Genomic DNA, 21,839 nt, shown 5'->3' with positions numbered 1-21,839 from the left:
CATGAGCATCGAAGTCAAACACATCAACAAGCGCTTCGGCAACTTCACCGCGCTGGACAACGTCTCGCTGGACTTCCCGGCAGGCGAGCTGACTGCGCTGCTGGGCCCGTCGGGTTGCGGCAAGACCACGCTGCTGCGCATCATTGCCGGCCTCGAATCGCCGGACTCCGGCCAGGTGCTGCTGGACGGGGACGACGCCTCGGCGCGCCACGTGCGCGAGCGCCAGGTCGGTTTCGTGTTCCAGCACTACGCGTTGTTCAAGCACATGACCGTGTTCGACAACATCGCCTTCGGCCTGCGCGTGAAGCCACGCAGCCAGCGCCCCTCGGAAGCGGTGATCCGCGAGAAGGTCAGGAGCCTGCTGGAGCTGGTGCAGCTGGACTGGCTGGCCGATCGTTATCCGCCGCAACTCTCCGGCGGCCAGCGCCAGCGTATCGCCCTGGCGCGCGCGCTGGCGGTGGAGCCGCGCGTGCTGCTGCTGGACGAGCCCTTCGGCGCGCTCGACGCCAAGGTGCGCAAGGAGCTGCGCCGCTGGCTGCGTCGTTTGCATGACGAGCTGCATGTGACCAGCATCTTCGTCACCCACGACCAGGAAGAAGCGCTGGAAGTGGCGGATCAGGTGGTGCTGATGAACAAAGGAAAAGTGGAGCAGATCGGCTCGCCGCAAGAGGTTTACAACCAGCCGGCGTCGCCGTTCGTCTACGGCTTCCTCGGCAACGTCAACCTGTTCCATGGCCGCCTGCATGAAGGCGTGCTGGACGCCGGCGGCGCGCGTTTCGACGCGCCCGGCCACGGCGACGCGCAGGACGCGGCCGGCATCGGCTTCGTGCGTCCGCACGAGCTGGACGTGGAGCGCTACTCGCCCGGCGCCGAAGGCATCGTGGTGCAACTGAAGCGCTCGCACGCCATCGGTCCTTTGGCCCAGCTGGAGCTGGAGCGTGACGACAACGAACAACGGATCGAAGCCGTGATCCCCAACGAACGTTTTGCCCAGCTGAACCTGAAGAACGGCGAAACCCTGGTGGTCAAGCCGCGTCGCCTGCGGGTGTTCGCCGATCAGGCCGCCCGTGAAGAAGGGGACGCGCGATGAACTTCCAGCAACTGCGTTCCATCCGCGAAGCCGCGCGCTGCGGCTTCAACCTGACCGAAGTGGCCAATGTGCTCTTCACCTCGCAGCCCGGCGTGTCGCGCCAGATCCGCGAGCTCGAAGAAGAGCTGGGCGTGGAAATCTTCGAGCGCAACGGCAAGCGCCTGACCGGCCTGACCGAGCCCGGCAAGGGCATCCTCGGCATCGTCGAGCGCCTGCTGCTGGAGGCCGAGAACCTGCGCCGCGCCAGCAAGGAATACTCCGGCGAGCAGAGCGGCACGCTCTCGATCGCCACCACCCACACGCAGGCGCGCTACGTGCTGCCGCGCGTGGTGCAGGCGTTTCGCGACGCCTTCCCGCAGGTGCGCATCGCCCTGCAGCAGAGCGCGCCGGAACACATCGCCGAATGGGTGATCTCGGGCAAGGCCGACATCGGCATCGCCACCGAGGGCCTGTCGCAGTTCAAGGAGCTGGTGTCTTTCCCCTGTTATACCTGGAGCCACGTGCTGGTGGTTCCGCAAGGACATCCGTTGCTAGGGTTGGAGCAGGTCAGCCTGGAGGACCTGGCGACCTGGCCGCTGATCACCTATGACGTCGGCTTCACCGGCCGCGGTCATATCGACGAGGCCTTCCGCCAGGCCGGCATCGAACCCGATATCGTGCTCACCGCGATGGATTCCGACGTGATCCAGCAGTACGTAGCGCTGGGCATGGGCGTGGGCCTGGTGGCCTCGATGGCGGTGGATCAGGGCAAGCACCAGGATCTGGTGGCCATCAATGCCGCCCACCTGTTCAAGCCCAACATCGCTCGCCTGGCCGTGCGCCGCGGCGCCTACCTGCGCGGCTACGCCTATGACTTCATCCTTCAGTTCGCACCCGACCTGAAGCGCGCCGACATCGTCAATGCCTTGAACGAGGCCAACGCGCAGCACTAATTGCTCGCTACAGTGACTTGCGATAGACGATAAAGCCGGAGTCCGCCGCCATCGTGTCGTACAGGCGACGCGCGGCGGCGTTGGTGTGATGGGTGTGCCAGTAGACCCGCTCGGCGCCGTCGGCGGCGGCTCGCCGGTACAGCTCCTCGATCAGCGCGCGGCCCACGCCTTGGCCGCGGGCGGCTTCGGCGGTGTACAGATCCTGCAGGTAGCAGGCCGGCCCGATCAGGATGGTATTGCGGTGGTAGAGGTAATGGGCGATGCCCAGCAGCCGGCCGGCGCGCTCGGCCACCAGTGCATGCACCGGCTCGCCGGCATCGTGGATACGCGCCCAGGTGGCTTGGGTGATCTCCAGCGGCAGGGCGGTGGGGCCTTGGCGTCCGTAAAAGGCGTTGTAGTCGTCCCAAAGCACCTTCCATTGCGGGAAATCCTCCCGCGTCGCTGTCCTGATGATGACTTCGCCTTCATGCCGGTTCATGCGCATCCTCCCTGTGGAGCACACAGTATAGCCAGACGGCCCGGCATGCAGATGCGGGATCGTGGATGAGGACATGAAAAAGCCCGCAGCGTGCGAACGCTGCGGGCTTTTTTTTCGATTTCGTGGTCCGGGCGCGGGCAGGTCGCGCGTTGCGTCTTAGATCTTGCTGGTGGTCGCCGTCGACGTCGAGGTCGACGCGGTGCCGGTGGCCTGCGCCGGTGTGACGGCCTGCGGTTGAGCAGCCATGCCGGCGTTCATCAGGTCGCTGAAGTTCACATTCGATTTCTTGGCCGGCTGCGCGTGCGCATGCGCAGCTGCGTTGTGGCTGGTAGAGACGGAGTTGATCGCCATGGTGTTCATCCTCATGAAAGCGTGTGCCACCGGGCAGCAAGGCCCAGACTGATATTGCCGGGGAAGTATAGGCGGGCGTGACGTGCTGACCGTGCTTTTTAACCCAAACTTACAGGTCTTTACGCCGACCGCCGCAGGATGACGCGCGCGTGACATGCGCCCGCTGCGCCTGCAGTGCCGCCTGTCATCTAGCGGCGCAAGCGCGCGGCGCAACTGTCGCGCAGGGAGGTGTCTTCCGGCGCGTCGTCGTCGCTGTCGGCAGCCGGTGCATGGGCCTCTTCGTTCTTGTGCGCGCAGCTGCGGTAGCGCGCCACGTAGCGTTCGAACTCGGCGCGCGCCTCAGGTTTGGGTAGTGTGGCCAGCTTGCGGATGAACTCGCGGCTGCCGATCTCGAAGTGCTGGTAGTCGATCGGCTGCTTCCAGTTGCCGCCCCAGATCAGGAAACCGTGGTCGTAGAACGCACCCACCACGTCCTCGGCCATGCCGGCCTGCACCGGCGCGCGCTGCACGTACTGGGCCGCCGACGCCGGCGGCAGCACTTCCTGCTGCGCGGTGCCGGCCTTGGTCACGTAAGGGTTCTGCAGCGGATTGATATCGATCGCCGCGCCGTAGGCATGCTTGGACCAGCCGCCGCCGCCGGTCATCGGGCGGCCATTGAAGGCGGAGGTATTGTTGGCCGCCATGGACTTCTCGTCGTCGCCGTCGAAATGCTCAAGCGGCTGGGCGCCGGCGATCGGCACCGAGCGCAGCAGCAGCTCGCCGAACAGCGACTCCACCTGCGGCGCCACCGCGTCGAGCACCACCACCGAGCCGTTGCGCACGGCGCCGTCGAAGTCGGTGTAATCAAAACTGACCGTCGCCAGTCGCGAGCAAGGCACCGGATTGGCGGGAGTGATCACCTTGCGCGCCTTCATTTGCGCGCACTGCGCCGCAGAAACCGGCACGATGCCCGCGTGCGCCGTTGACGCCAGCGAGACGGCGGCCAGCAAGGCCGCGGCAGACAGGGAATACATCAGGCGCACGGAGCGCGAGGGGCGGGCGGCGATAGGAGTCATAGCCCGCGATGATACGGCTTTTTGGTCCAAATGGAGTTGTTGTAGAAGCAATGTTTCCTCGGATGGCTGACATGAATATGCGTCGTTTTCTGACAGTCCCGGGCAGCTGAAACGGGAATAATTTGGCATCAGAAGTAGTCGAACTTCGGCAAACCTATGAACTTCGGCAAATCCGATCAACAACCTTTGGAGGCAAAACATGCTGATTCGCCACACACTCTTAGCCGCTGCCGTTTTCACCGCTGTTCTCGCAGGCTGCAACAAGCGCGACGAAGCGCCCGCTACTCCGGCCGCTACGCCGCCGGCAAGCTCCCCGGCCGCACCGTCGGCAGCTCCGGCAACGCCGGCTCCGACCGATTCGGGCAGCTCGACTGCCGCTCCGGCTGCGCCTTCGGCCGCACCGCCGGCTGACTCTTCGGCGACCCCGGCCACTCCGCCGGCTTCGGGCGACACCGCCGGCGGCGAGAAGAAGTAAGCATTCGTAGTAAGCCAGCCGTTTTAAATAATAAACATCACAGAAGAACGGCCAAAGCCGCACAGCAATCCCGCAGTGGGAACAGCACTGCACACGCCGCGACGGGCAACCGTTGCGGCGTTTTCTTTTGTGCGTCGGCAGCGCGAGCGGGAAAGTCACGGCGCGCTGACGGGCGCAGGCGCATAACCTTCGAGACGATGTTGAAATATCACCGAACTTTTTTTCCGGCGGCTGACTCCTACAGGTGGTTGAACTGTTCCTTCAACCTCCCTCTTGATAGGGAACTTGCCCGCGGTTTATTGGCTGCGGGCTTTTTTTATTCTGCGACGGTTGAGCGGTTTGGCGGCCATGGCGACGCTCGGCCGTTCACGTTTCAAGAGAGCAGGCGACCGCCTTTGGACGATGATCAGAAGGCAGGGCAGATCGAGCGCGGCAATTCCAATAGCAAATCAACGACTCATTTGGCCGCCGCCGGTCGCACGATCGCGATCATGGCGCCGAAGGCCGGGCCGATGTTTGCTTCCAGAGTGGGATACATGCGCGAGATGCTGCCGTCGAGATAGAGCGCGTCGGTGCATTTGATTTCGTCGCGCAGGAACACGGCGAAATCATAGAAGCTGATCGGGTTGCGGGCGATGGCCAGCGTCACCATGCCGGCGGCGTCGAGGCAAACGGCGTTGCGTACGACGACATTGAGCGAGTCCGGGTCGAAGCGCTTGTTGATCTTGCCATTGACGATCATCAGCGGGCCGGATTGCGTGGCATAGCGCACGGTGCTGCTCCACAGGCCGGTCTCGGCGGCGTAGTCCGAGGTTTCCACGATGTAGGCATTGTGCTCGCTGAGCACGAACACCCCGTTGGGTTGCATGTAGAAGTTGCCGTAGGCGTTCTGCCGCGTATTGAGCTTGCGCAGGACGTTGCCGCCTTCCACGTACAGGCCCAGGGGCTGCAGTTGTTTGTCGTAGATGCCGGCATTGGTGGCGCACAGCAGCTCCTGGCCCTGGCCGCGCAGCATGGCGTCGAGCCGCACGAAGGTGGCCAGCGGATTGCCGTTGGGATCCTTCCAGTAAGTGCGGATGGCGTCGGCGCGCGGATCTGCGCGGCAGGTGCTGATGAAGGTCTGGCGGTACTGGTATTGCTTCATCTCCACGGCGTGGGCGGGGATGGCGTTGAGCGTCATCGCGGGGAGCAGGGCGCCGGCGACGAGCATGGGGGCCAGTAGAGGGCGCAGCAGCGTGGATAAAATACGCATCTTCTTTTGTCGGGACTCATTTCTGCGCCGGCACGCTCGGAAGGACATCTGCAGAGCGGGGCGGGCGCCTATTGTAAATGGCAGGCGCGCAGCTTTGCCAGCTGGGTGTGCCGTGCGGCGCAAAGCCGTTTGCGGCGGGCGTTCCCGCGAGGCGATAATGGCGCGCGATTTGTGCAGTGCGAATCAGCATGAAATTTTCAAATCAGAAGAAAAACAGCAAAAAATGTGCGGAAAATCAAACCTGATGGGGCGGAAATGACGAGGTTTGCCGTTTTTCCAAAAAAAAGTTGTTGAGTATGACGGTGGTGTTACACTCTGCCCCCATGCGCCGGCCGGACCCGAAAATAATCGGGGCCAGAGAACCGGAGCCCAATGTGCGCCGGGCGTTTCACCCCGCTCCGGCGTTCTTTGAAACGAATACACCCTGGAGGAAACGTCAATGAAATCCGCAATCCGTCTGACCAAGATCGCTCTGGCCACCGCCGCAGTTGCCGCCTTCGCGGGCGCCGCACACGCCGAAACCGTCAAGATCGCGATCGCCGGCCCGATGACCGGCGCCGTCGCCCAGTATGGCGATATGGTCAAGGCCGGTGCGCTGACCGCCGTGGAGCAGATCAACGCCGCCGGCGGCGCCAATGGCAACAAGTTCGAAGTCGTGCTGATGGACGACGCCTGCGAGCCGAAGCAAGCCGTGGCAGTGGCCAACAAGATCGTCAGCCAGGGCATCAAGTACGTGATCGGTCACGTGTGCTCGGGTTCCACCATTCCGGCTTCCGACATCTATGAAAACGAAGGCGTGGTGATGATCACCCCGTCGGCGACCGCTCCCCAGCTGACCGAAGCCAAGCCGCACAAATACATCTTCCGCACCATCGGCCGCGACGACCAGCAAGGTCCTGCCGCTGCCCGTTACGTGATCGAGAAGTTGAAGCCCAAGAAGGTCGCGGTACTGCACGATAAGCAGTCGTACGGCCAGGGCGTGGCTTCCTCGGTGAAGTCGGCGCTGGACGCGGCCAAGGTGCCGGTCGTGGTGTTTGAAGGCATCAACGCCGGCGACAGCGACTACTCCGCCATCGTCACCAAGCTGAAGTCGCAGGGCGTGGACTTCGTCTACTTCGGCGGCTACCACCCGGAAATGGGCCTGATCATGCGCCAGGCGCGCGAGCAGGGCGTCAAGGCCGTGTTCATGGGTCCTGAAGGCGTGGGCAACAAGGACATCACCGCCATCGCCGGCCCCGCTTCGGAAGGCATGCTGGTGACGCTGCCGGCCGACTTCGCCGCCGACCCGGCCAACGCTGCTCTGGTGAAGGCTTTCCAGGCGCAGAAGCGTGACCCGAACGGTCCGTTCCAGATGCCTGCCTACTCGGGCGTGAAGATCATTGCCGACGCGATTGCCGGTTCCAAGTCCACCGATCCGGACAAGGTTGCCGCGTACATCCACGCCAACAGCTTCAAGACCCCGATCGGCAACGTCGAATACGACAAGAAGGGCGACCTGAAGGCCTTCAAGTTCGTGGTCTTCACCTGGCACAAGGATGCCACCAAGACCGAGGCCAAGTAATTAGCGCTCTCGGTGGCGCGATCGTCTGACCTGACGTCAACCCACGAAATGCCCCATTGCTGTACGAATGGGGCATTTCCACATTTAGTCGTTCCCCTCCTATGAATGAATTGCTCCCACAACTGACCCAGCAGCTCGTCAACGGGCTCTCGCTGGGCGCGATCTATGCGTTGATCGCCATCGGTTACACGATGGTCTACGGCATCATCGGCATGATCAACTTTGCCCACGGCGAGATTTACATGATCGCCTCCTACGTCGGCCTGGTCACCCTGACCGCGATCGGCGTGCAGTCCGGTTATCCCTTGCCGCTGCTGCTGGGCGGCGCGCTGGTGGTGTCCGTGCTGGTGACCGGCCTGTACGGCTGGACCGTCGAACGGGTGGCCTACCGGCCCTTGCGCGGCGGGCCGCGCCTGGTGCCGCTGATCTCGGCCATCGGCATGTCCATCTTCCTGCAGAACTACGTCCAGATCGGCCAGGGCGCGCGCGACATGTCGGTGCCGGTGCTGATCTCGGGCGCGCTCGAGTTCACCATGGGCGGCGACTTCACCGTTACCGTGCCGTACTCGCGCATGGTCATCGTCGGCGTCACGCTGCTGCTGATGGTGGCGCTCACGCTGTTCATCGCGCGTTCGCGCATGGGCCGCGCCTGCCGCGCCTGCGCAGAAGACATGGGCATGGCCAACCTGCTGGGTATCGACACCAACCGCGTGATTTCCTTCACCTTCGTGCTGGGCGCGATGCTGGCGGCGGTGGGCGGCGTGCTGATCGCGCTGACCATCGGCAAGCTGAACCCGTATATCGGCTTCATCGCCGGCATCAAGGCCTTCACCGCGGCGGTGCTGGGCGGCATCGGCAGCATTCCCGGCGCGATGCTGGGCGGCGTGCTGCTGGGCCTGGCCGAAACCTTCGCCGCAGGCTACCTGCCGTCGGAGTACAAGGACGTGGTGTCCTTCGGCCTGCTGGTGCTGATCCTGCTGTTCCGTCCGACCGGCCTCTTGGGCAAGCCTGACGTCGAGAAGGTCTGACGTCGCGCCGGTACGGAACAACGAAATATTCAAGGAGGCATGATGCCTGAGACTTTTAAAAACGCCGTGGCGGCGGCACTGGTGACCGCCGTACTGACTATCCCGCTGTTGGGCATGCAGCTGCAGCTCGAAGGCTACCGCGTGGTGCTCAACACGCACTGGACGCCGGTGCTGGTGGCCATGGCCGCCGTGTTCCTGTTCCAGTTGGCCAGGCCGACGCTGTCGCGCACCTCGGCCGGTATCAAGCTGCCGGCGCTGCCGAGCATGCAGCCGCGCCAACAGCGCGCGGCCGTGATGCTGTTGCTGGTGGCGGCGCTGGTGTGGCCGTTCTTCGGTTCGCGCGGTTACGTCGACGTGATGACGCTGGCGCTGATCTACGTGGTGCTGGGCCTGGGTTTGAACATCGTGGTCGGCTTCGCCGGCCTGCTGGATCTGGGCTACGTCGGCTTTTACGCCGTGGGCGCTTACACCTACGCGCTGCTGAACCAGTACTTCGGCATGTCGTTCTGGGAATGCGTGCCGCTGTCGGCGGCGGCTTCGGCGCTGTTCGGTTTCCTGCTGGGCTTCCCGGTGCTGCGCCTGCGCGGCGACTACCTGGCCATCGTCACGCTGGGCTTCGGTGAAATCATCCGCCTGCTGTTGAACAACATGACCAGCCTGACCGGCGGTCCGGACGGCGTGTCCGGCATCCCCAAGCCGACCGTGTTCGGCCTGGTGATGGCGCGCAATCCGGTGACCGAGGGCGGCACCACCTTCCACCAGTTGTTCGGCCTGAATTACCAGGGCGGCCACATGGTGATCTTCCTGTACTTCCTGGCGCTGCTGATGGTGCTGTTCACCTACTTCGTCACCAGCCGCTTGTTGCGCATGCCAATGGGCCGCGCCTGGGAGGCGCTGCGCGAAGACGAGATCGCCTGCCGCTCGCTGGGCATCAACCCGACCAAGGTCAAGCTGTCCGCCTTCACGCTGGGCGCGGCCTTCGCCGGTCTGGCCGGCTCCTTCTTCGCCGCCCGCCAGGGTCTGGTGACGCCGGAGTCCTTCACCTTCATCGAGTCTGCGCTGATCCTGGCCATCGTGGTGCTGGGCGGCATGGGCTCGCAGCTGGGCGTGATCCTGGCCGCCATCCTACTGACCGTGCTGCCGGAAGTGGCGCGCAGCTTCGCCGAGTACCGTATGCTGATCTTCGGTCTGGTGATGGTGTTGATGATGATGTGGCGTCCGCAAGGACTGCTGCCTGCCACCCGTCCGCATGTGGAGTTACCACAATGAATCAAGCAATGAGCGACCAAGTGAAAACCCTGCTGGAGGTATCCGGCCTGTCGATGCGCTTCGGCGGCCTGCTGGCGGTGGACGGCGTGTCGCTGTCGGTCAAGGATCGCGAAGTGTTCGCCATCATCGGCCCCAACGGCGCCGGCAAGACCACCGTGTTCAACTGTATCAGCGGCTTCTACCAGCCCACCAGCGGCGACATCAGCCTGGACGGCCGCTCGATCGCCCGCCGGCCCAGCCACGAAGTGGCGCAGCACGGCCTGGTGCGCACCTTCCAGAACATCCGCCTGTTCAAGTCGATGACGGTGGTGGAAAACCTGCTGGTGGCGCAACACCACCAGGTCAACACCAACCTGCTGTCGGGCCTGTTGAAGACCCCGGCCTATCGCCGTTCGGAGAAGGAAGCCCTGCAGCGCGCCGCCTACTGGCTCGACCAGCTGGGCCTGACCGCGCTGGCCAACCGCGAGGCGGGCACGCTGTCCTACGGCCTGCAACGCCGCGTGGAGATCGCCCGCTGCATGATCACCAAGCCGCGCCTGCTGTTGCTGGACGAGCCGGCCGCCGGCCTCAACCCGCAGGAAAAGCAGGAGCTCTCGCAACTGATCGACCGCCTGCGTCGCGAGCACGGCGTTGCGGTGCTGCTGATCGAACACGACATGAGCCTGATCATGGGCATCTCCGACCGCATCCTGGTGATGGAGCACGGCAAGCCCATCGTCACCGGCACGCCGGAGCAGGTGCGCAGCGACGAGCGCGTGATCAAGGCTTATCTGGGAGAAGAATGATGCTGCAGTTTGACAAGGTGCATACCCACTACGGCGCCATCGAGGCGCTGCACGGCGTGTCCCTGAACGTGGAGAAGGGCGAGATCGTGACACTGATCGGCGCCAACGGCGCCGGCAAGACCACCTTGCTGATGACGCTGTGCGGCCGTCCGCGCGCATCAAGCGGACGCATTCTCTTCGAGGGCAACGACATCACCCAGCTGCCCACGCACGAGATCATGCGCAAGGGGCTGGCGATCTCCCCGGAAGGCCGTCGCGTGTTCCCCAGCCTGACCGTGCTGGAGAACCTGAAGATGGGCGCCTTCTTTGCCAAGGACAAGGAAATCGACGAAGGCGTGGAATACGTCTTCGGGCTGTTCCCGCGCCTGAAGGAGCGCGCGGCGCAACGCGCCGGCACCATGTCCGGCGGAGAGCAGCAGATGCTGGCCATCGGCCGCGCGCTGATGAGCAAGCCGCGGCTGCTGCTGCTGGACGAGCCGACGCTGGGCCTGGCGCCGCTGGTGATCGCGCAGATCTTTGAGATCATTCGCACCATCCGGGAAAGCGGCGTCACCGTATTCCTGGTGGAGCAGAACGCCAACAAGGCGCTGGGCGTGGCCGACCGCGGTTACGTGCTGGAGAACGGCCACGTGGTGCTGTCCGACACGGGCGCCAACCTGTTGGCCAATAGCGACGTGCGCAAGGCTTATCTGGGGCACGGCTGATCGGCTTGCCGTCGTTCAGGTTGTAAGGTTCAGGAAAGGAAGCGCATCGTACGATGCGCTTTTTTTTCGCGTACCGGGAGCCGAGGTTTATCATCGAAAGTGGCATCCAAATTTGTTTCAAGTTATTCTCGTGATTCAACCAATTAAAGGATGAAAATGATTTTGCGGCGCATCAGGACAATCGGTGGGGGAGCGGCGCTGGCCGTGACCTTGCTGATCGTTTCCTCCGCGGCGCATGCCGATCGCCTGGCCGATATCAAGGCCGGCGGATCGATGGTCTGCGCCACGCTGGCCAATAACGAGCCATTGGGCTTCATGGATCCCCAAAGCCAGCAGATCGTCGGTTTCGACGTCGACATGTGCGCGGCGGTCGCGCGCGAGATCGGGGTGAACATGGAGCAAAAGAGCGTCACCGTGGAGGCGCGCATCCCCACCTTGATGCAGGGGCACGCCGATCTCCTGGTGGCGGCGCTGGGCTATACCCGCGAGCGCGCCCAGCAGATCGATTTCACGGCATCGCATTATCAGAACCCGATCAAGCTGGTGGTGCGCTCCGACGCCGGTTTCTACATGATCAGCGATCTGCTGGAGCGGCGCATCAGCGCCAACCGCAGCTCCACGCCCGAGCAGGCGGTGCGCCGCGTGATGCCGCGCGCGGTCCTGCAAACCTTCTCCGATACCCCGGGCGCCTTCCTCGCGTTGGCGCAGGACAAGGTGGACGCCATGGCCATTTCGATGCCCTCCGGTATCCGCTTCGTCAACGAGTCCGGTGGCCGCTTCAAGTTCGTTGAAGGCGCCCTGGCCTGGGAGCCGACGGCCATGGGGGTGAAGAAGGGCGAGCCGGCGTTGCTGGCGGCGGTCAATGCCGCGCTGGTGAAGCTGGAGAAGGCGGGCGAGATCGATGCGCTGTGGCAAAAGTGGTTCGGCCCCAAGACCAAATTCAACATCCCGCGCGAGAAGAAGCTCACGCCCATCTCCGCCTTCCAGTAAATCGGAACGGCGAAAAACGAAAAAAGGCGATTCTTCCGGGTCGCCTTTTTCATGGGCGCGCCATCGCTGCCCTGCAAGTGAATGCCGGGGCGGGAATGGCGGACGGGCTCGCCTTTGCGTGGGAAGCCGTCAGCTACCCATCAGCCGGCGGTGTTAGCATAGAAGCCTTCTGAGCGCGCAACGCGCCCATTTCCGTGACACCCCAAGAAATCCGCCCCCGAAAGCAGACAGTGCAAGTTCAGCCCCCTAACGGCGCTCACGAAGACGCCGACGGCCTTCCTCCGGACCAACGCATCCTTGCCATCGCCACCGTCGTACTGGCGGTGGTCATCGCCGTGATGGACGGCTCCATCGCCAACCTCGCGCTGCCCTCGATTGCGGCCGACCTCAAGGCCACCGACGCTGACGCCATCTGGATCATCAACAGCTATCAGATCGCCATGGCGGTGTGCCTGCTGCCGCTGGCCTCGCTGGGCGAGGTGATCGGCTACCGCCGGGTCTATCTCACCGGCCTGGTGCTGTTCACGCTCTCGTCGTTGGCCTGCGCCGTCAGCGCCGACATGCTGCAGCTGAGCCTGGCGCGGGTGATGCAGGGGCTGGGCGCGGCCGGCATCCTGTCGGTGAACACCGCCCTGATCCGCTTCATCTACCCGACCCGGCTGCTGGGCCGGGCGATCGGCTACAACGCGCTGGTGGCGGGCGCATCAACCGCGCTGGGGCCGACCGTGGCCGGCTTCATCCTGCATTTCGCGTCCTGGCACTGGCTGTTCCTGATCAATATTCCGCTGGGCCTGGTCTCGCTGCTGATCGGCTGGAAGGCGCTGCCGACCAACCCGCTGTCGAACCGCAAGTACGACATGAAGAGCGCGCTGGTGTGCATGCTCTTCATCGGCCTGTTGCTCTATACGGTGGACGCCGTCGGCCACGTGCAGGGCTGGGGCGTGGTGCTGGTCTGCGCGCTGGCGACCGCGGCCAGCCTGTTCGTGCTGCTGAAGCTGCAGTCCACGCATGCGCCGATGCTGCCGCTGGACCTGTTGCGCATCCCGCTGTTTGCTCTCTCCATCGGCACCTCGTTCTGCTCCTTCGCGGCGCAGATGGCGACCTTTGTGATGCTGCCCTTCATGCTGCAGAATCACCTCGGCATGAGCGCTGCGCGCGCCGGCCTGCTGCTGACGGCCTGGCCGATCGCCGTGGCGCTGACCGGCGTGGTGGCCGGCAAGCTGTCGGATCGCATGTCGTCGGGTCTTTTGGGCGGCATCGGCCTGGGGATCATGTGCGTCGGCCTGCTGTCCTTGCTGAGCATCGACCGCGCCACGTCGGACGGCACGATCGGCCTGTTGTTCGCGGTGTGCGGCCTGGGCTTCGGGCTGTTCCAGTCGCCCAACAACCGCACCCTGATCAGCTCGGCGCCGCGCTCGCGCACCGGCGGCGCCAGCGGCATGCTGGGCACCGCGCGCCTGACCGGCCAGACCCTGGGCGCGTCGGTGGTGGCGCTGATGCTCACGCTCTACGCGCAGCCGTATGCGATGGTGTTGTGGTGCGCGGCGGTGCTGGCGGGCGCGGCCTGCGTGGTCAGCTTGTCGCGGCTGCGTTATCACGCGCGCGCGGCGTAAGCGGTGGGAAATGAAAAAAGCGATCCATCAGGATCGCTTTTTTTTCGGGCGCTGCGGCTTACTCAGCCGGCGGTGAAGACGTCGCGGCTGTAGGCGTGCGCGGTGTGGGCGGCGACCGACAGGGCCATGCTCAAGTAGTTGTCGCCATGGTTGCGGCTGCGGGCATGTTGCTGTTCCAGCAGGAAGATCTGCTGATACAGCGAGCGGATCTGCTGTTGCAGCAGATTGCGCTGCTGCTTGCCGTCCTTGTTGGACGGAAAGCGGGCCAGCGATTGCGCCTGCTGCTGCAGGATGACGATGCGGTTGCTCAATTCGGCGATCAGCTCCGACGGATCGTTGTCCAGGGTATCGGTGACCGGATGTTCCACTGCCATTTCGTTTTCCGCGAGTTCGGAAAGGATTGCCATAACAACTCCAGCCTGCATGAAGGCGCAGGTCAATCACAAACACAGCACAAACACAGGCGCTGCACGCACTACCGGCGCGGGCATCGCTTGCAGCCAAATTTCAAACCGTGGATTGTTTAACGGCAGGCTTCCGGATTCCTTGAGGCAGCGCAAAAAATCCCTGAAACATGTGAAAAAGGCGACAACCCGACCGGGTTGCCGCCTTTGCTGGGGAGAGGCCCTTGCAGGCTCAGATCACGCCGCGGCGCATCTGGTCCAGCTCGATGGACTCGAACAGGGCCTTGAAATTGCCCTCGCCGAAGCCGTCGTTGCCCTTGCGCTGGATGATCTCGTAGAACACCGGGCCGATCACGTTCTGGGTAAAGATCTGCAGCAGCAGGCCCTGGCCAGCGGTCGGGGCGCCGTCGATCAGGATCTTCAGTTGGTGCAGCGCCTCCAGATCCTCGCCGTGGCCCGGGATGCGGCGCTCCACCAGGTCGTAGTAGGTGTCGATAGTGTCTTGCAGCGGCACGCCGCGCGCGCGCAGCTCGCGCACGGTCTGGTAGATGTCGTCGGTGCCCAGCGCGATGTGCTGGATGCCTTCGCCGTTGTACTGCTTGATGAATTCCTCGATCTGCGACTTGTCGTCTGAGCTTTCGTTGATTGGGATGCGGATCTTGCCGCAGGGGCTGGTCATGGCGCGCGACTTCAGGCCGGTCAGCTTGCCTTCGATGTCGAAGTACTTGATCTCGCGGAAGTTGAACAGGCGGGTGTAGAACGAGGACCAGGTATCCATCGCGCCGCGCACCACGTTGTGGGTCAGGTGGTCGATGTAGGTCAGGCCTACGCCCTTGGGATTGCGCTCGACGCCGGGCAGGAACTGGAAGTCCACGTCATAGATCGAGCCGTCATCGCCGTAGCGGTCCACCAGGTACAGCAGTGAGCCACCGATGCCGCGAATGGCCGGGATGTTCAGCTCCATCGGGCCCAGCTTGGCGGCCACGCCCTCAGCGCCCAGTTCCAGCGCGCGCTTGTAGACGAAGGCCGCATCCTTGACACGGAACGCCATGGCGTTGACCGAGGCGCCATGCACCTGGGCAAAGGCGGAGGCATTGCTGTCGGGCTCGGCGTTGAGGATGAAGTTGATCTGGCCCTGGCGGTACAGCGTGACGTTCTTGGAGCGATGCTTTGCCACGGCGGTAAAGCCCATCAGCTCCAGCACTGCGGCGATGGCGGTGGGATCCTTGGAGGCATACTCGACGAACTCGAAGCCGTCGGTGCCCATGGGGTTGTCGAACAGATCCCGGCTTGCGGCGGGGGCGAAATTGGTGTCTGCGTGGCCCATGCGTGTCTCCTCGTTCTCGGGTGGAGGAATGCCGCCGCGACGGGCGCAGGCTTGCCTTTTGGGCATGGACTGGCGGGTGCGGCCGGCTGATCCTTGTTGCTATCGATGTGGGAATCGGGGAGTTCGACAAACTTCCCAGCTCGTGAGCAGAGTTTATTGTGCTGAACGCGCAATATGTGATTGTTTTTTGCGCGATATCATAGATAATATGCACAAATAATTCTTAAATAGGGAAATTGGAGATAAAAATGAGCATCATCAATGTCGATCGCTTCGACCTGGCCCTGTTGACCGAGTTGCAGCGCGACGGCCATATCACCAACAGCGCGCTGGGACAGAAGGTCCATCTGTCGACTTCGCAGATCAGCCGCCGGGTGCAGCGCCTGGAAGAAGCCCACGTGATCGAACGCTATACCGCCGTGCTGGATCCGGCGGTGGTGGGCCTGGGCGTGACCGCCTTCACCACCGTGACGCTGGATCGTCAGGGTGAGACCCGCGGCGAGCTGTTTGAAAAGGCGGTGGAGGCCATGCCCGAGGTGACCGAGTGCTTCTCGATCACCGGAGAGGCTGATTATATCCTGCGCATCGTCGCGCCCGACCTGGCGACCTTTTCCGAGTTCATGATGACCCAGCTGCTGCGCCTGCCGGGCGTGACCAACGTCAAGTCCAACATTACCCTGAAGAAGGTCAAGCAGTCCCATGAGCTGCCGCTGGAGCACGTGATGCAGCCGGTCAAGTCGCGCCAGCGCATCCGCTTCTCGCAATAAGCCGCCCGCGCCCCGGCGTCGCTTCGGATCCGACAATTCGAAAGCAAGCGCCGGAGTGCGGCGTCGCTCCCTGCTTCGTAGACTGCAAGCGTCAATGAACAAAGGAGCGCATCATGCACACCATGACCAACCCGAACTCACGCCGTTCCGCCCGCTTGCCGACGCCCGCGGCGGCGCCTGCTTTGCCTGCCAGTGGCTACGCCGGCGACGAAGCGCGCTGGGCCGCCGTGCAACAACGCGAGAAGGCAGCCGACGGCCAGTTCTACTATTCCGTGCGCAGCACCGGCGTGTACTGCAAGCCCTCGTGCGGGGCGCGCCCGGCCTTGCGCAAGAACGTCGCCTTCCACGACAGCTGCGCCGCCGCCGAGGCCGCCGGCTTTCGCGCCTGCAAGCGCTGCAAGCCCGACCAGCCGTCGCTGGAAGAACGCCAGGCGCAGGCCGTGGAGCAGGCCTGCCGCCTGATCGACGCCGCTGACGGCGCTCCAGATCTTGCCACTCTGGCCGAGGCCGTGGGCCTGAGTCGGTACCACTTTCACCGCATCTTCAAGGCCCACACCGGGCTCACGCCGAAGGCCTATGCCGACGCCCGTCGCGCCGAGCGCATGCGTGAGCGCCTGCCCGGCAGCGCCAGCGTGACCGAGGCCATGTACGACGCCGGCTACAACTCCAGCGGTCGTTTCTACGCGCACAGCGGCGAGCGCCTGGGCATGACGCCCGGCGCCTATCGACGCGGCGGCAACGGCGAACGCATCCGCTTCGCGGTGGCACATTGCTGGCTGGGCGAGTTGCTGGTGGCGGCCACCGACAAGGGCATCTGCGCGGTCACCCTGGGCGAGGATGCGGAGGTGCTGGTGCAGGCGCTGCAGGACCGCTTCCCGCAGGCAGAACTGGTGGGCGGCGATGTGGAGTTCGAGCAGACGCTGGCGCAGGTGGTGGGCGCCATCGAAGATCCGCAGCGCGGTATCGACTTGCCGTTGGATGTGCGCGGCACGGCCTTCCAGCAGCGTGTCTGGCAGGCGCTGCGCAGTGTGCCGCCTGGCGTCACCTTGAGCTATTCCCAGCTGGCCGAGCGCGTCGGCAGCCCGGCCGCGGTGCGGGCGGTGGCCAGCGCTTGCGCCAACAACGAGATCGCGCTGCTGATCCCTTGCCACCGTATCGTGCGGCTGGACGGTTCGCCGTCCGGTTACCGCTGGGGCGTGGAACGCAAGCAGGCGCTGCTGGAGCGCGAGAGTCCGCCGGGCCAGCCGCGCAAGCGTTGAACTTCCCGGGGCGGCGCCTCTCACAGATTCAATCTGAACAGGCTCTAGGGCCTGCCCATCGATATGAACACACGGAGCCGCACATGACATTCCCCGGCAAGGCCGGCCTGGCTGCAACGGCCATTGCAGCGGCCATCGTGCTGCTGGGCGGCCTGGTCGCCTGTTCGCCGCTGACGGCGCTCAATGCCATCACGCCTGCCTCGGGCTATACGCGCACCGATGGCATCGCCTACGGCGAGCATCCGCGCCAGCAGCTGGATATCTATCAGCCGCGCTCGCCCACGGCCGCAGACGGCTTGCCGGTGGTAGTGTTCTTCTATGGCGGAAGCTGGAACGACGGCAGCCGCAAGGATTACGCCTTCGTCGGCGAGGCGCTGACTTCGCGCGGGTTCATCGCGGTGCTGCCGGATTACCGCGTGTATCCGGAGGTACGCTACCCCGAGTTCGTCAAGGACAGCGCAGCGGCCGTGGCCTGGACGCTGCGCTCGATCGCACGTTACGGCGGCGACCCGAAGAAGGTGTTTGTCATGGGCCACAGCGCCGGCGCTTACAACGCCGCGATGGTGGCGCTGGACGGCCGCTGGCTGCGTGCCGCCGGCGCCTCGCCGCAGCAGTTGCGCGGCTGGATCGGCCTGGCCGGGCCGTACGATTTCCTGCCGATTGAAAACCCCGACGTGAAGCCGGTGTTCTGGTTTCCCGATTCGCCGCCCGACTCACAGCCCATCCATCACCTCAGCGCCGCTGCGCCGCCGGCGCTGCTGATTGCCTCGCACAAGGACAAACTGGTGGAGGCCGATCGCAACACCGGCGGCCTGGCGCGCCTGCTGCGCGAGAAGGATATCCCGGTGGCCGAGCTGTATCACGACAACACTTCGCACGCCTCGCTGGTGCTGAGCCTGGCAAAGCACTTCCGCGGCATCGCGCCGACGTTGGACGAGGTGGCCGCATTCATCAACGCGCCACCGCCGATGGGCGGGGAGGGCAAGCCATGACGGGCGATCTGTTTGCCGCGCTGGAGCGCACGCCCGTGCAGGAGATGATCGTGGAGGGCGCGCATCTGCTGAGCGCCTTCGTCGACGAGGCCACGGCCGTGCAATTGGTGGCGGCCATCGAGTCTGTGCTGGCGGCGGCGCCGCTGCGCCATATGGAGACGCCGGGCGGCTTTCGCATGTCGGTGGCGATGAGCAACTGCGGGCAATACGGCTGGGTGACCGACCGCCGCGGTTATCGTTACCAGGCCGAGGATCCGCTCTCGGGGCGGCCGTGGCCGGCGCTGCCGGCGTTCCTTGCCGAACTGGCGGCGCGTGCTGCCGAGGCCGCAGGCTTCCGGGATTTCGCGCCGGATGCCTGCCTGATCAATCGCTACGAGCCGGGCGCGCGCATGTCGCTGCATCAGGACAAGAACGAGCTGGATATGCTCCAACCCATCGTCTCGATCTCGCTGGGTCTGCCAGCCACCTTTCTCTTCGGCGGCAGGGAGCGCGCCGACAAGCCGCGCCGCATGCGACTGGAAAGCGGCGACGTCGTGGTCTGGGGCGGGCCGGCGCGCTTGCTGTTCCACGGCGTCGATACCTTGCCCGATGGACATCACCGGCTCACCGGCCGCTGCCGCTACAACCTGACGTTGCGCCGCGCACGCTGAAGGCCGGCAAAAGAGGGAGGGGCTGAGCGCCAAAAGACAGCCGTCCCGCGCAGGCATACAATGGCGGCTTGCCTCCGATCCACGGCCCATGCAGCCTGCGACGGAATTCATCCCACCTGCCACATCACCTAGAAGAACCATGGAGACAGCACTCAACGACGTGCCGGACAGCCCGTCCACGCCCCCGCAATCCCCGCTTTCCACGCCGTCGGCGCCGCAGCCTGCCGAGAAGACCGGCTTTCGCGTACTGGGCGCGATCAGCTTTTCGCACTTCCTCAACGACATGATCCAGTCGCTGTTGCTGGCCATCTATCCGCTGTTGAAAAGCAATTTTCATTTGAGCTTTGCCCAGATCGGCCTGATCACGCTGACCTTCCAGGTTACGGCCTCGCTGCTGCAGCCGCTGGTCGGTTTGTACACCGACAAGCATCCCAGGCCATATTCGCTGGCCATCGGTATGGGCTCGACCCTGTGCGGCTTGCTGCTGTTGTCCGTGGCGCCCAACTTCGGCGTCCTGCTGCTGGCAGCAGCGCTGGTGGGGACCGGCTCATCGGTGTTTCACCCGGAGGCATCACGAGTGGCGCGCATGGCATCGGGTGGACGGCATGGCCTGGCGCAATCGCTGTTCCAGGTTGGCGGAAATGCCGGCAGCGCGATGGGGCCGCTGCTGGCGGCATGGATCATCATCCCCGGCGGTCAGGGCAGCGTGGCCTGGTTTGCCATCGCAGCGCTGGTCGCCATCGTGGTGCTGCGCCAGATCGGTCATTGGTATGCTCGCCAGCAGGCGGCCGCCAAAGGAAAACCGAAGAAGAAGGGCGCGGCCTACGTGCCGCTGCCCAAGTCCAAGGTGACGCAGGCGGTGTCCATCCTGCTGCTGCTGATCTTCTCCAAGTACTTTTACATGGCCAGCCTGTCGAGCTATTTCACGTTCTACCTGATCAGCAAGTTCCAGTTGTCAGTGCAGGATGCGCAGCTGCATCTGTTTGCGTTCCTGTTCGCGGTAGCGGTCGGCACCGTTGCCGGCGGCCCGATCGGCGACCGGGTGGGCCGCAAGGCGGTGATCTGGGTCTCGATTCTCGGCGTCGCGCCGTTCACGCTGATGCTGCCGTACGCGAACCTTTTCTGGACCGGCGTGCTCTCGGTGATCATCGGCCTGATTCTGGCGTCGGCTTTCTCCGCCATTCTGGTGTTTGCGCAGGAGCTGATGCCGGGCAAGATCGGCACGGTTTCCGGGTTGTTCTTCGGTTTTGCGTTCGGCATGGGCGGCATCGGTGCTGCCTTGTTGGGTAAGCTGGCCGACTTGACCGATATCTATTTCGTCTACCAGGTGTGCGCATTCCTGCCGCTGATCGGCCTGTTGGCGGCGTTCTTGCCGAAGATGCAGAAGGAGGCGGCCGGGACTGCCTGATCTTGGCAGTGCGCCCGGACGCCGTTCAGGTGATCGGAATGTAGTACCAACGACGCTGGGTTCCATATGGCGTCGGGACATCGCCGTCGCCGGCACTTGACCCGCCGTTGCTGGAGTCGATCTTCCACATGTCGTCCCGGCATCGTTAGAATCAGGCGTGAGAACGCTGCGCGGCTGGATGAGAAGGAGCGTGACGCTTTCTTTCTCCGGTCGTCTTGTTTGGCTGCGACGGGGCCGACCGGCGACGGGTGCGACCGGCATCGTCATCCGCTTCCTGCAGGCGCTGCTGCAGCAAGGCCAGCACGGCCGCTTCTTCCGGCGTGAGCGCGTGCAGCTCTTGCACCAGCTGTGATTGCACGCGCTCTTCCAGCAGCTCGGCGAAGCGGCCATCCAGATAGCTTTCCACCACCGCCGGGTGCACGTAGCACTTGCGGCAGATCGAGGGCGTATTGCCCAACCGCTTGGCCACGTTCTCGATGGCATGCACGACGTTCTTCTTGGCCTGGGCGTGCGAATCGACGGCCTCGAACGCCTGGAGCGCCAGCGTCGCCAGCACGGTGCCGGCCCACGTGCGGAAATCCTTGGCGCTGAAATCCTCCCCCGTCGCTTCGCGCAGATAGGCGTTGACGTCGCCCGAGTCGATGCTGTGCACCTCGCCCTCGTCATCCACGTACTGGAACAACTCTTGCCCGGGCAAGTCGCGCATTTTGCGGATCAGCCGCACCACGTAGGGGTCGTGCAGCTTGATCTCGTGCTGCACGCCGCTCTTGCCGCGAAAGCGGAACAGCACGTCGCTGCCGTCGATGCGCACGTGGCGGTTGCGCAGCGTGGTCAGGCCGAAGGACTTGTTGCTGCGCGCATATTCGTCATTACCCACCCGCATCAGCGTGGCTTGCAGCAAGTGCACGACGGAAGCCACCACCTTCTGGCGATGCAAGCCCGGCCGGTGCAGATCTTCATGCACTGCGCGGCGGATCGCCGGCAGCGCTTGGGCGAAGGCCAGCATGCGTTCGTACTTGGCATCGTCGCGCACCAGCCGCCAGTGCGGATGATAGCGATATTGCTTGCGGTTGCGCGCATCGCGCCCGGTGGCCTGGATATGGCCCTTGGGGTGCGGGCTGATCCATACCTCTTCCCAGGCGGGAGGTATCGCCAGCGCATGCAGGCGCGCCAGCTCTTGCTTATCGTCGATCAGGCGACCCTTGGCATCATGATAGGAAAAGCCTTTGCCGTGTCGGCGGCGGGTGATGCCGGGCATGTCATCGCTCATGTAGCGCAGGCCGTTCTGGCGTGCGATGTCGGCCGCTTCCTCGTGATAGCCGTCGCGTTCGATGGCGCAATTTTCCATGTTGCAGCTTCCTCCTTGTTGGACCTCGCAGCGGCACGTTTTTTTGTTGTTCGGTTGGCAATGCGAGTGGGTGATGGACGCTTACTGTGGTGTGCTGCTCC

Annotated in this window: 22 protein-coding genes; 15 read left to right on the top strand and 7 right to left on the bottom strand. The window is 64.2% G+C overall.

Annotation, left to right across the window (positions count from 1 at the left end; all coding sequences use genetic code 11):
* Position 1: 1 nt before the first annotated feature.
* Together J8I26_RS18775 and J8I26_RS18770 are read left to right on the top strand one after the other, a co-directional pair.
* Entirely contained in the window at positions 2 to 1,090 is a 1,089-nt protein-coding gene (locus J8I26_RS18775; protein ID WP_209608628.1) for a sulfate ABC transporter ATP-binding protein, read from the top strand.
* A complete protein-coding gene (locus J8I26_RS18770) occupies positions 1,087 to 2,022 on the top strand; it encodes a CysB family HTH-type transcriptional regulator (protein ID WP_209608627.1) in 936 nt (311 codons plus the stop codon). The genes J8I26_RS18775 and J8I26_RS18770 overlap by 4 nt, the downstream gene beginning before the upstream one ends.
* Positions 2,023 to 2,029: 7 nt before the next feature.
* Here the strand turns inward: J8I26_RS18770 and J8I26_RS18765 are convergent, their stop codons facing one another.
* From J8I26_RS18765 to J8I26_RS18755, 3 genes are all read right to left on the bottom strand, one after another.
* A complete protein-coding gene (locus tag J8I26_RS18765) occupies positions 2,030 to 2,500 on the bottom strand; it encodes a GNAT family N-acetyltransferase (RefSeq protein ID WP_209608626.1) in 471 nt (156 codons plus the stop codon).
* Positions 2,501 to 2,656: 156 nt separating this feature from the next.
* Positions 2,657 to 2,851, bottom strand: a complete 195-nt coding sequence (locus J8I26_RS18760) for a hypothetical protein (protein ID WP_209608625.1) — start codon at positions 2,849 to 2,851, stop codon at positions 2,657 to 2,659.
* A 188-nt stretch (positions 2,852 to 3,039) separates the two neighbouring features.
* Positions 3,040 to 3,906, bottom strand: a complete 867-nt coding sequence (locus tag J8I26_RS18755) for a M15 family metallopeptidase (protein WP_209608624.1) — start codon at positions 3,904 to 3,906, stop codon at positions 3,040 to 3,042.
* Between the two features lie 156 nt (positions 3,907 to 4,062).
* On the opposite strand from J8I26_RS18755, the gene J8I26_RS18750 reads away from it, so the two are divergent.
* Positions 4,063 to 4,317: a hypothetical protein gene (locus tag J8I26_RS18750; protein ID WP_209608623.1), complete on the top strand. Its 255-nt coding sequence runs from the start codon at positions 4,063 to 4,065 to the stop codon at positions 4,315 to 4,317.
* A gap of 521 nt (positions 4,318 to 4,838) precedes the next feature.
* Here the strand turns inward: J8I26_RS18750 and J8I26_RS18745 are convergent.
* Positions 4,839 to 5,591 (bottom strand): phosphodiester glycosidase family protein, encoded by a 753-nt coding sequence (locus tag J8I26_RS18745; protein WP_245200414.1) that lies wholly within the window; start codon positions 5,589 to 5,591, stop codon positions 4,839 to 4,841.
* Between the two features lie 481 nt (positions 5,592 to 6,072).
* On the opposite strand from J8I26_RS18745, the gene J8I26_RS18740 reads away from it, so the two are divergent.
* From J8I26_RS18740 to J8I26_RS18710, 7 genes are all read left to right on the top strand, one after another.
* On the top strand, positions 6,073 to 7,194 hold the full coding sequence (locus J8I26_RS18740) for a branched-chain amino acid ABC transporter substrate-binding protein (protein ID WP_209608621.1): 1,122 nt from the start codon (positions 6,073 to 6,075) through the stop codon (positions 7,192 to 7,194).
* Positions 7,195 to 7,295: 101 nt separating this feature from the next.
* Complete coding sequence (gene livH / locus J8I26_RS18735; protein ID WP_209608620.1) at positions 7,296 to 8,222, top strand: high-affinity branched-chain amino acid ABC transporter permease LivH; 927 nt, start codon at positions 7,296 to 7,298, stop codon at positions 8,220 to 8,222.
* Between the two features lie 42 nt (positions 8,223 to 8,264).
* A complete protein-coding gene (locus tag J8I26_RS18730) occupies positions 8,265 to 9,491 on the top strand; it encodes a high-affinity branched-chain amino acid ABC transporter permease LivM (RefSeq protein WP_209608619.1) in 1,227 nt (408 codons plus the stop codon).
* An 8-nt stretch (positions 9,492 to 9,499) separates the two neighbouring features.
* Positions 9,500 to 10,276, top strand: coding sequence for a high-affinity branched-chain amino acid ABC transporter ATP-binding protein LivG (gene livG, locus J8I26_RS18725; protein ID WP_209608618.1), 777 nt, complete (start codon positions 9,500 to 9,502; stop codon positions 10,274 to 10,276).
* Complete coding sequence (locus tag J8I26_RS18720; protein WP_209608691.1) at positions 10,276 to 10,980, top strand: ABC transporter ATP-binding protein; 705 nt, start codon at positions 10,276 to 10,278, stop codon at positions 10,978 to 10,980. Before livG ends, J8I26_RS18720 begins: the two co-directional genes overlap by 1 nt.
* 150 nt (positions 10,981 to 11,130) lie before the next feature.
* On the top strand, positions 11,131 to 11,970 hold the full coding sequence (locus J8I26_RS18715; RefSeq protein WP_209608617.1) for a transporter substrate-binding domain-containing protein: 840 nt from the start codon (positions 11,131 to 11,133) through the stop codon (positions 11,968 to 11,970).
* A gap of 230 nt (positions 11,971 to 12,200) precedes the next feature.
* Positions 12,201 to 13,583, top strand: a complete 1,383-nt coding sequence (locus J8I26_RS18710) for an MFS transporter (protein WP_209608616.1) — start codon at positions 12,201 to 12,203, stop codon at positions 13,581 to 13,583.
* 62 nt (positions 13,584 to 13,645) lie between these two features.
* On the opposite strand, the gene J8I26_RS18705 is transcribed toward J8I26_RS18710, so the two are convergent.
* On the bottom strand, positions 13,646 to 13,990 hold the full coding sequence (locus J8I26_RS18705; RefSeq protein ID WP_209608615.1) for a FlxA-like family protein: 345 nt from the start codon (positions 13,988 to 13,990) through the stop codon (positions 13,646 to 13,648).
* A gap of 229 nt (positions 13,991 to 14,219) precedes the next feature.
* Entirely contained in the window at positions 14,220 to 15,314 is a 1,095-nt protein-coding gene (hppD, locus tag J8I26_RS18700) for a 4-hydroxyphenylpyruvate dioxygenase (protein WP_209608614.1), read from the bottom strand.
* Positions 15,315 to 15,562: 248 nt separating this feature from the next.
* On the opposite strand from hppD, the gene J8I26_RS18695 reads away from it, so the two are divergent.
* From J8I26_RS18695 to J8I26_RS18675, 5 genes are all read left to right on the top strand, one after another.
* Entirely contained in the window at positions 15,563 to 16,081 is a 519-nt protein-coding gene (locus J8I26_RS18695) for an Lrp/AsnC family transcriptional regulator (protein WP_079214318.1), read from the top strand.
* Positions 16,082 to 16,203: 122 nt separating this feature from the next.
* Positions 16,204 to 17,340, top strand: coding sequence for a bifunctional DNA-binding transcriptional regulator/O6-methylguanine-DNA methyltransferase Ada (gene ada / locus J8I26_RS18690; RefSeq protein WP_209608690.1), 1,137 nt, complete (start codon positions 16,204 to 16,206; stop codon positions 17,338 to 17,340).
* Positions 17,341 to 17,423: 83 nt separating this feature from the next.
* Positions 17,424 to 18,332 carry an alpha/beta hydrolase gene (locus J8I26_RS18685; protein WP_209608613.1) on the top strand — a complete coding sequence of 303 codons (909 nt, stop codon included), beginning with the start codon at positions 17,424 to 17,426 and terminating at the stop codon, positions 18,330 to 18,332.
* Positions 18,329 to 18,982 (top strand): DNA oxidative demethylase AlkB, encoded by a 654-nt coding sequence (gene alkB / locus J8I26_RS18680; protein ID WP_209608612.1) that lies wholly within the window; start codon positions 18,329 to 18,331, stop codon positions 18,980 to 18,982. The genes J8I26_RS18685 and alkB overlap by 4 nt, the downstream gene beginning before the upstream one ends.
* A 139-nt stretch (positions 18,983 to 19,121) precedes the next feature.
* Positions 19,122 to 20,390 carry an MFS transporter gene (locus tag J8I26_RS18675; RefSeq protein ID WP_209608611.1) on the top strand — a complete coding sequence of 423 codons (1,269 nt, stop codon included), beginning with the start codon at positions 19,122 to 19,124 and terminating at the stop codon, positions 20,388 to 20,390.
* 151 nt (positions 20,391 to 20,541) lie between these two features.
* Here J8I26_RS18675 and J8I26_RS18670 read toward each other — a convergent pair whose 3' ends face one another.
* Positions 20,542 to 21,738: a DNA topoisomerase IB gene (locus J8I26_RS18670; RefSeq protein WP_209608610.1), complete on the bottom strand. Its 1,197-nt coding sequence runs from the start codon at positions 21,736 to 21,738 to the stop codon at positions 20,542 to 20,544.
* Positions 21,739 to 21,839 lie beyond the last annotated feature (101 nt).

It is taken from the genome of Herbaspirillum sp. LeCh32-8 (assembly GCF_017814915.1).
Lineage (GTDB): Bacteria > Pseudomonadota > Gammaproteobacteria > Burkholderiales > Burkholderiaceae_D > Herbaspirillum.
Note: the sequence above shows the minus strand (reverse complement) of the source record. Positions and strands in the feature narration are given on the sequence as shown.

What these genes read in the sequence shown, in the direction of transcription:
- J8I26_RS18685 (WP_209608613.1), top strand. Translation starts at nt 17,424, where the DNA reads ATGACATTCCCCGGCAAGGCCGGCCTGGCTGCAACGGCCATTGCAGCG.
- J8I26_RS18670 (WP_209608610.1), bottom strand. Translation starts at nt 21,738, where the DNA reads ATGGAAAATTGCGCCATCGAACGCGACGGCTATCACGAGGAAGCGGCC.
- J8I26_RS18745 (WP_245200414.1), bottom strand. Translation starts at nt 5,591, where the DNA reads ATGCTCGTCGCCGGCGCCCTGCTCCCCGCGATGACGCTCAACGCCATC.
- J8I26_RS18750 (WP_209608623.1), top strand. Translation starts at nt 4,063, where the DNA reads ATGAACTTCGGCAAATCCGATCAACAACCTTTGGAGGCAAAACATGCT.
- J8I26_RS18675 (WP_209608611.1), top strand. Translation starts at nt 19,122, where the DNA reads ATGGAGACAGCACTCAACGACGTGCCGGACAGCCCGTCCACGCCCCCG.
- J8I26_RS18720 (WP_209608691.1), top strand. Translation starts at nt 10,276, where the DNA reads ATGCTGCAGTTTGACAAGGTGCATACCCACTACGGCGCCATCGAGGCG.
- J8I26_RS18715 (WP_209608617.1), top strand. Translation starts at nt 11,131, where the DNA reads ATGAAAATGATTTTGCGGCGCATCAGGACAATCGGTGGGGGAGCGGCG.
- livG (WP_209608618.1), top strand. Translation starts at nt 9,500, where the DNA reads ATGAGCGACCAAGTGAAAACCCTGCTGGAGGTATCCGGCCTGTCGATG.
- J8I26_RS18770 (WP_209608627.1), top strand. Translation starts at nt 1,087, where the DNA reads ATGAACTTCCAGCAACTGCGTTCCATCCGCGAAGCCGCGCGCTGCGGC.
- livH (WP_209608620.1), top strand. Translation starts at nt 7,296, where the DNA reads ATGAATGAATTGCTCCCACAACTGACCCAGCAGCTCGTCAACGGGCTC.
- J8I26_RS18775 (WP_209608628.1), top strand. Translation starts at nt 2, where the DNA reads ATGAGCATCGAAGTCAAACACATCAACAAGCGCTTCGGCAACTTCACC.
- J8I26_RS18755 (WP_209608624.1), bottom strand. Translation starts at nt 3,906, where the DNA reads ATGACTCCTATCGCCGCCCGCCCCTCGCGCTCCGTGCGCCTGATGTAT.
- alkB (WP_209608612.1), top strand. Translation starts at nt 18,329, where the DNA reads ATGACGGGCGATCTGTTTGCCGCGCTGGAGCGCACGCCCGTGCAGGAG.
- J8I26_RS18705 (WP_209608615.1), bottom strand. Translation starts at nt 13,990, where the DNA reads ATGGCAATCCTTTCCGAACTCGCGGAAAACGAAATGGCAGTGGAACAT.
- ada (WP_209608690.1), top strand. Translation starts at nt 16,204, where the DNA reads ATGACCAACCCGAACTCACGCCGTTCCGCCCGCTTGCCGACGCCCGCG.
- J8I26_RS18760 (WP_209608625.1), bottom strand. Translation starts at nt 2,851, where the DNA reads ATGGCGATCAACTCCGTCTCTACCAGCCACAACGCAGCTGCGCATGCG.
- J8I26_RS18765 (WP_209608626.1), bottom strand. Translation starts at nt 2,500, where the DNA reads ATGAACCGGCATGAAGGCGAAGTCATCATCAGGACAGCGACGCGGGAG.
- J8I26_RS18695 (WP_079214318.1), top strand. Translation starts at nt 15,563, where the DNA reads ATGAGCATCATCAATGTCGATCGCTTCGACCTGGCCCTGTTGACCGAG.
- J8I26_RS18740 (WP_209608621.1), top strand. Translation starts at nt 6,073, where the DNA reads ATGAAATCCGCAATCCGTCTGACCAAGATCGCTCTGGCCACCGCCGCA.
- J8I26_RS18730 (WP_209608619.1), top strand. Translation starts at nt 8,265, where the DNA reads ATGCCTGAGACTTTTAAAAACGCCGTGGCGGCGGCACTGGTGACCGCC.
- hppD (WP_209608614.1), bottom strand. Translation starts at nt 15,314, where the DNA reads ATGGGCCACGCAGACACCAATTTCGCCCCCGCCGCAAGCCGGGATCTG.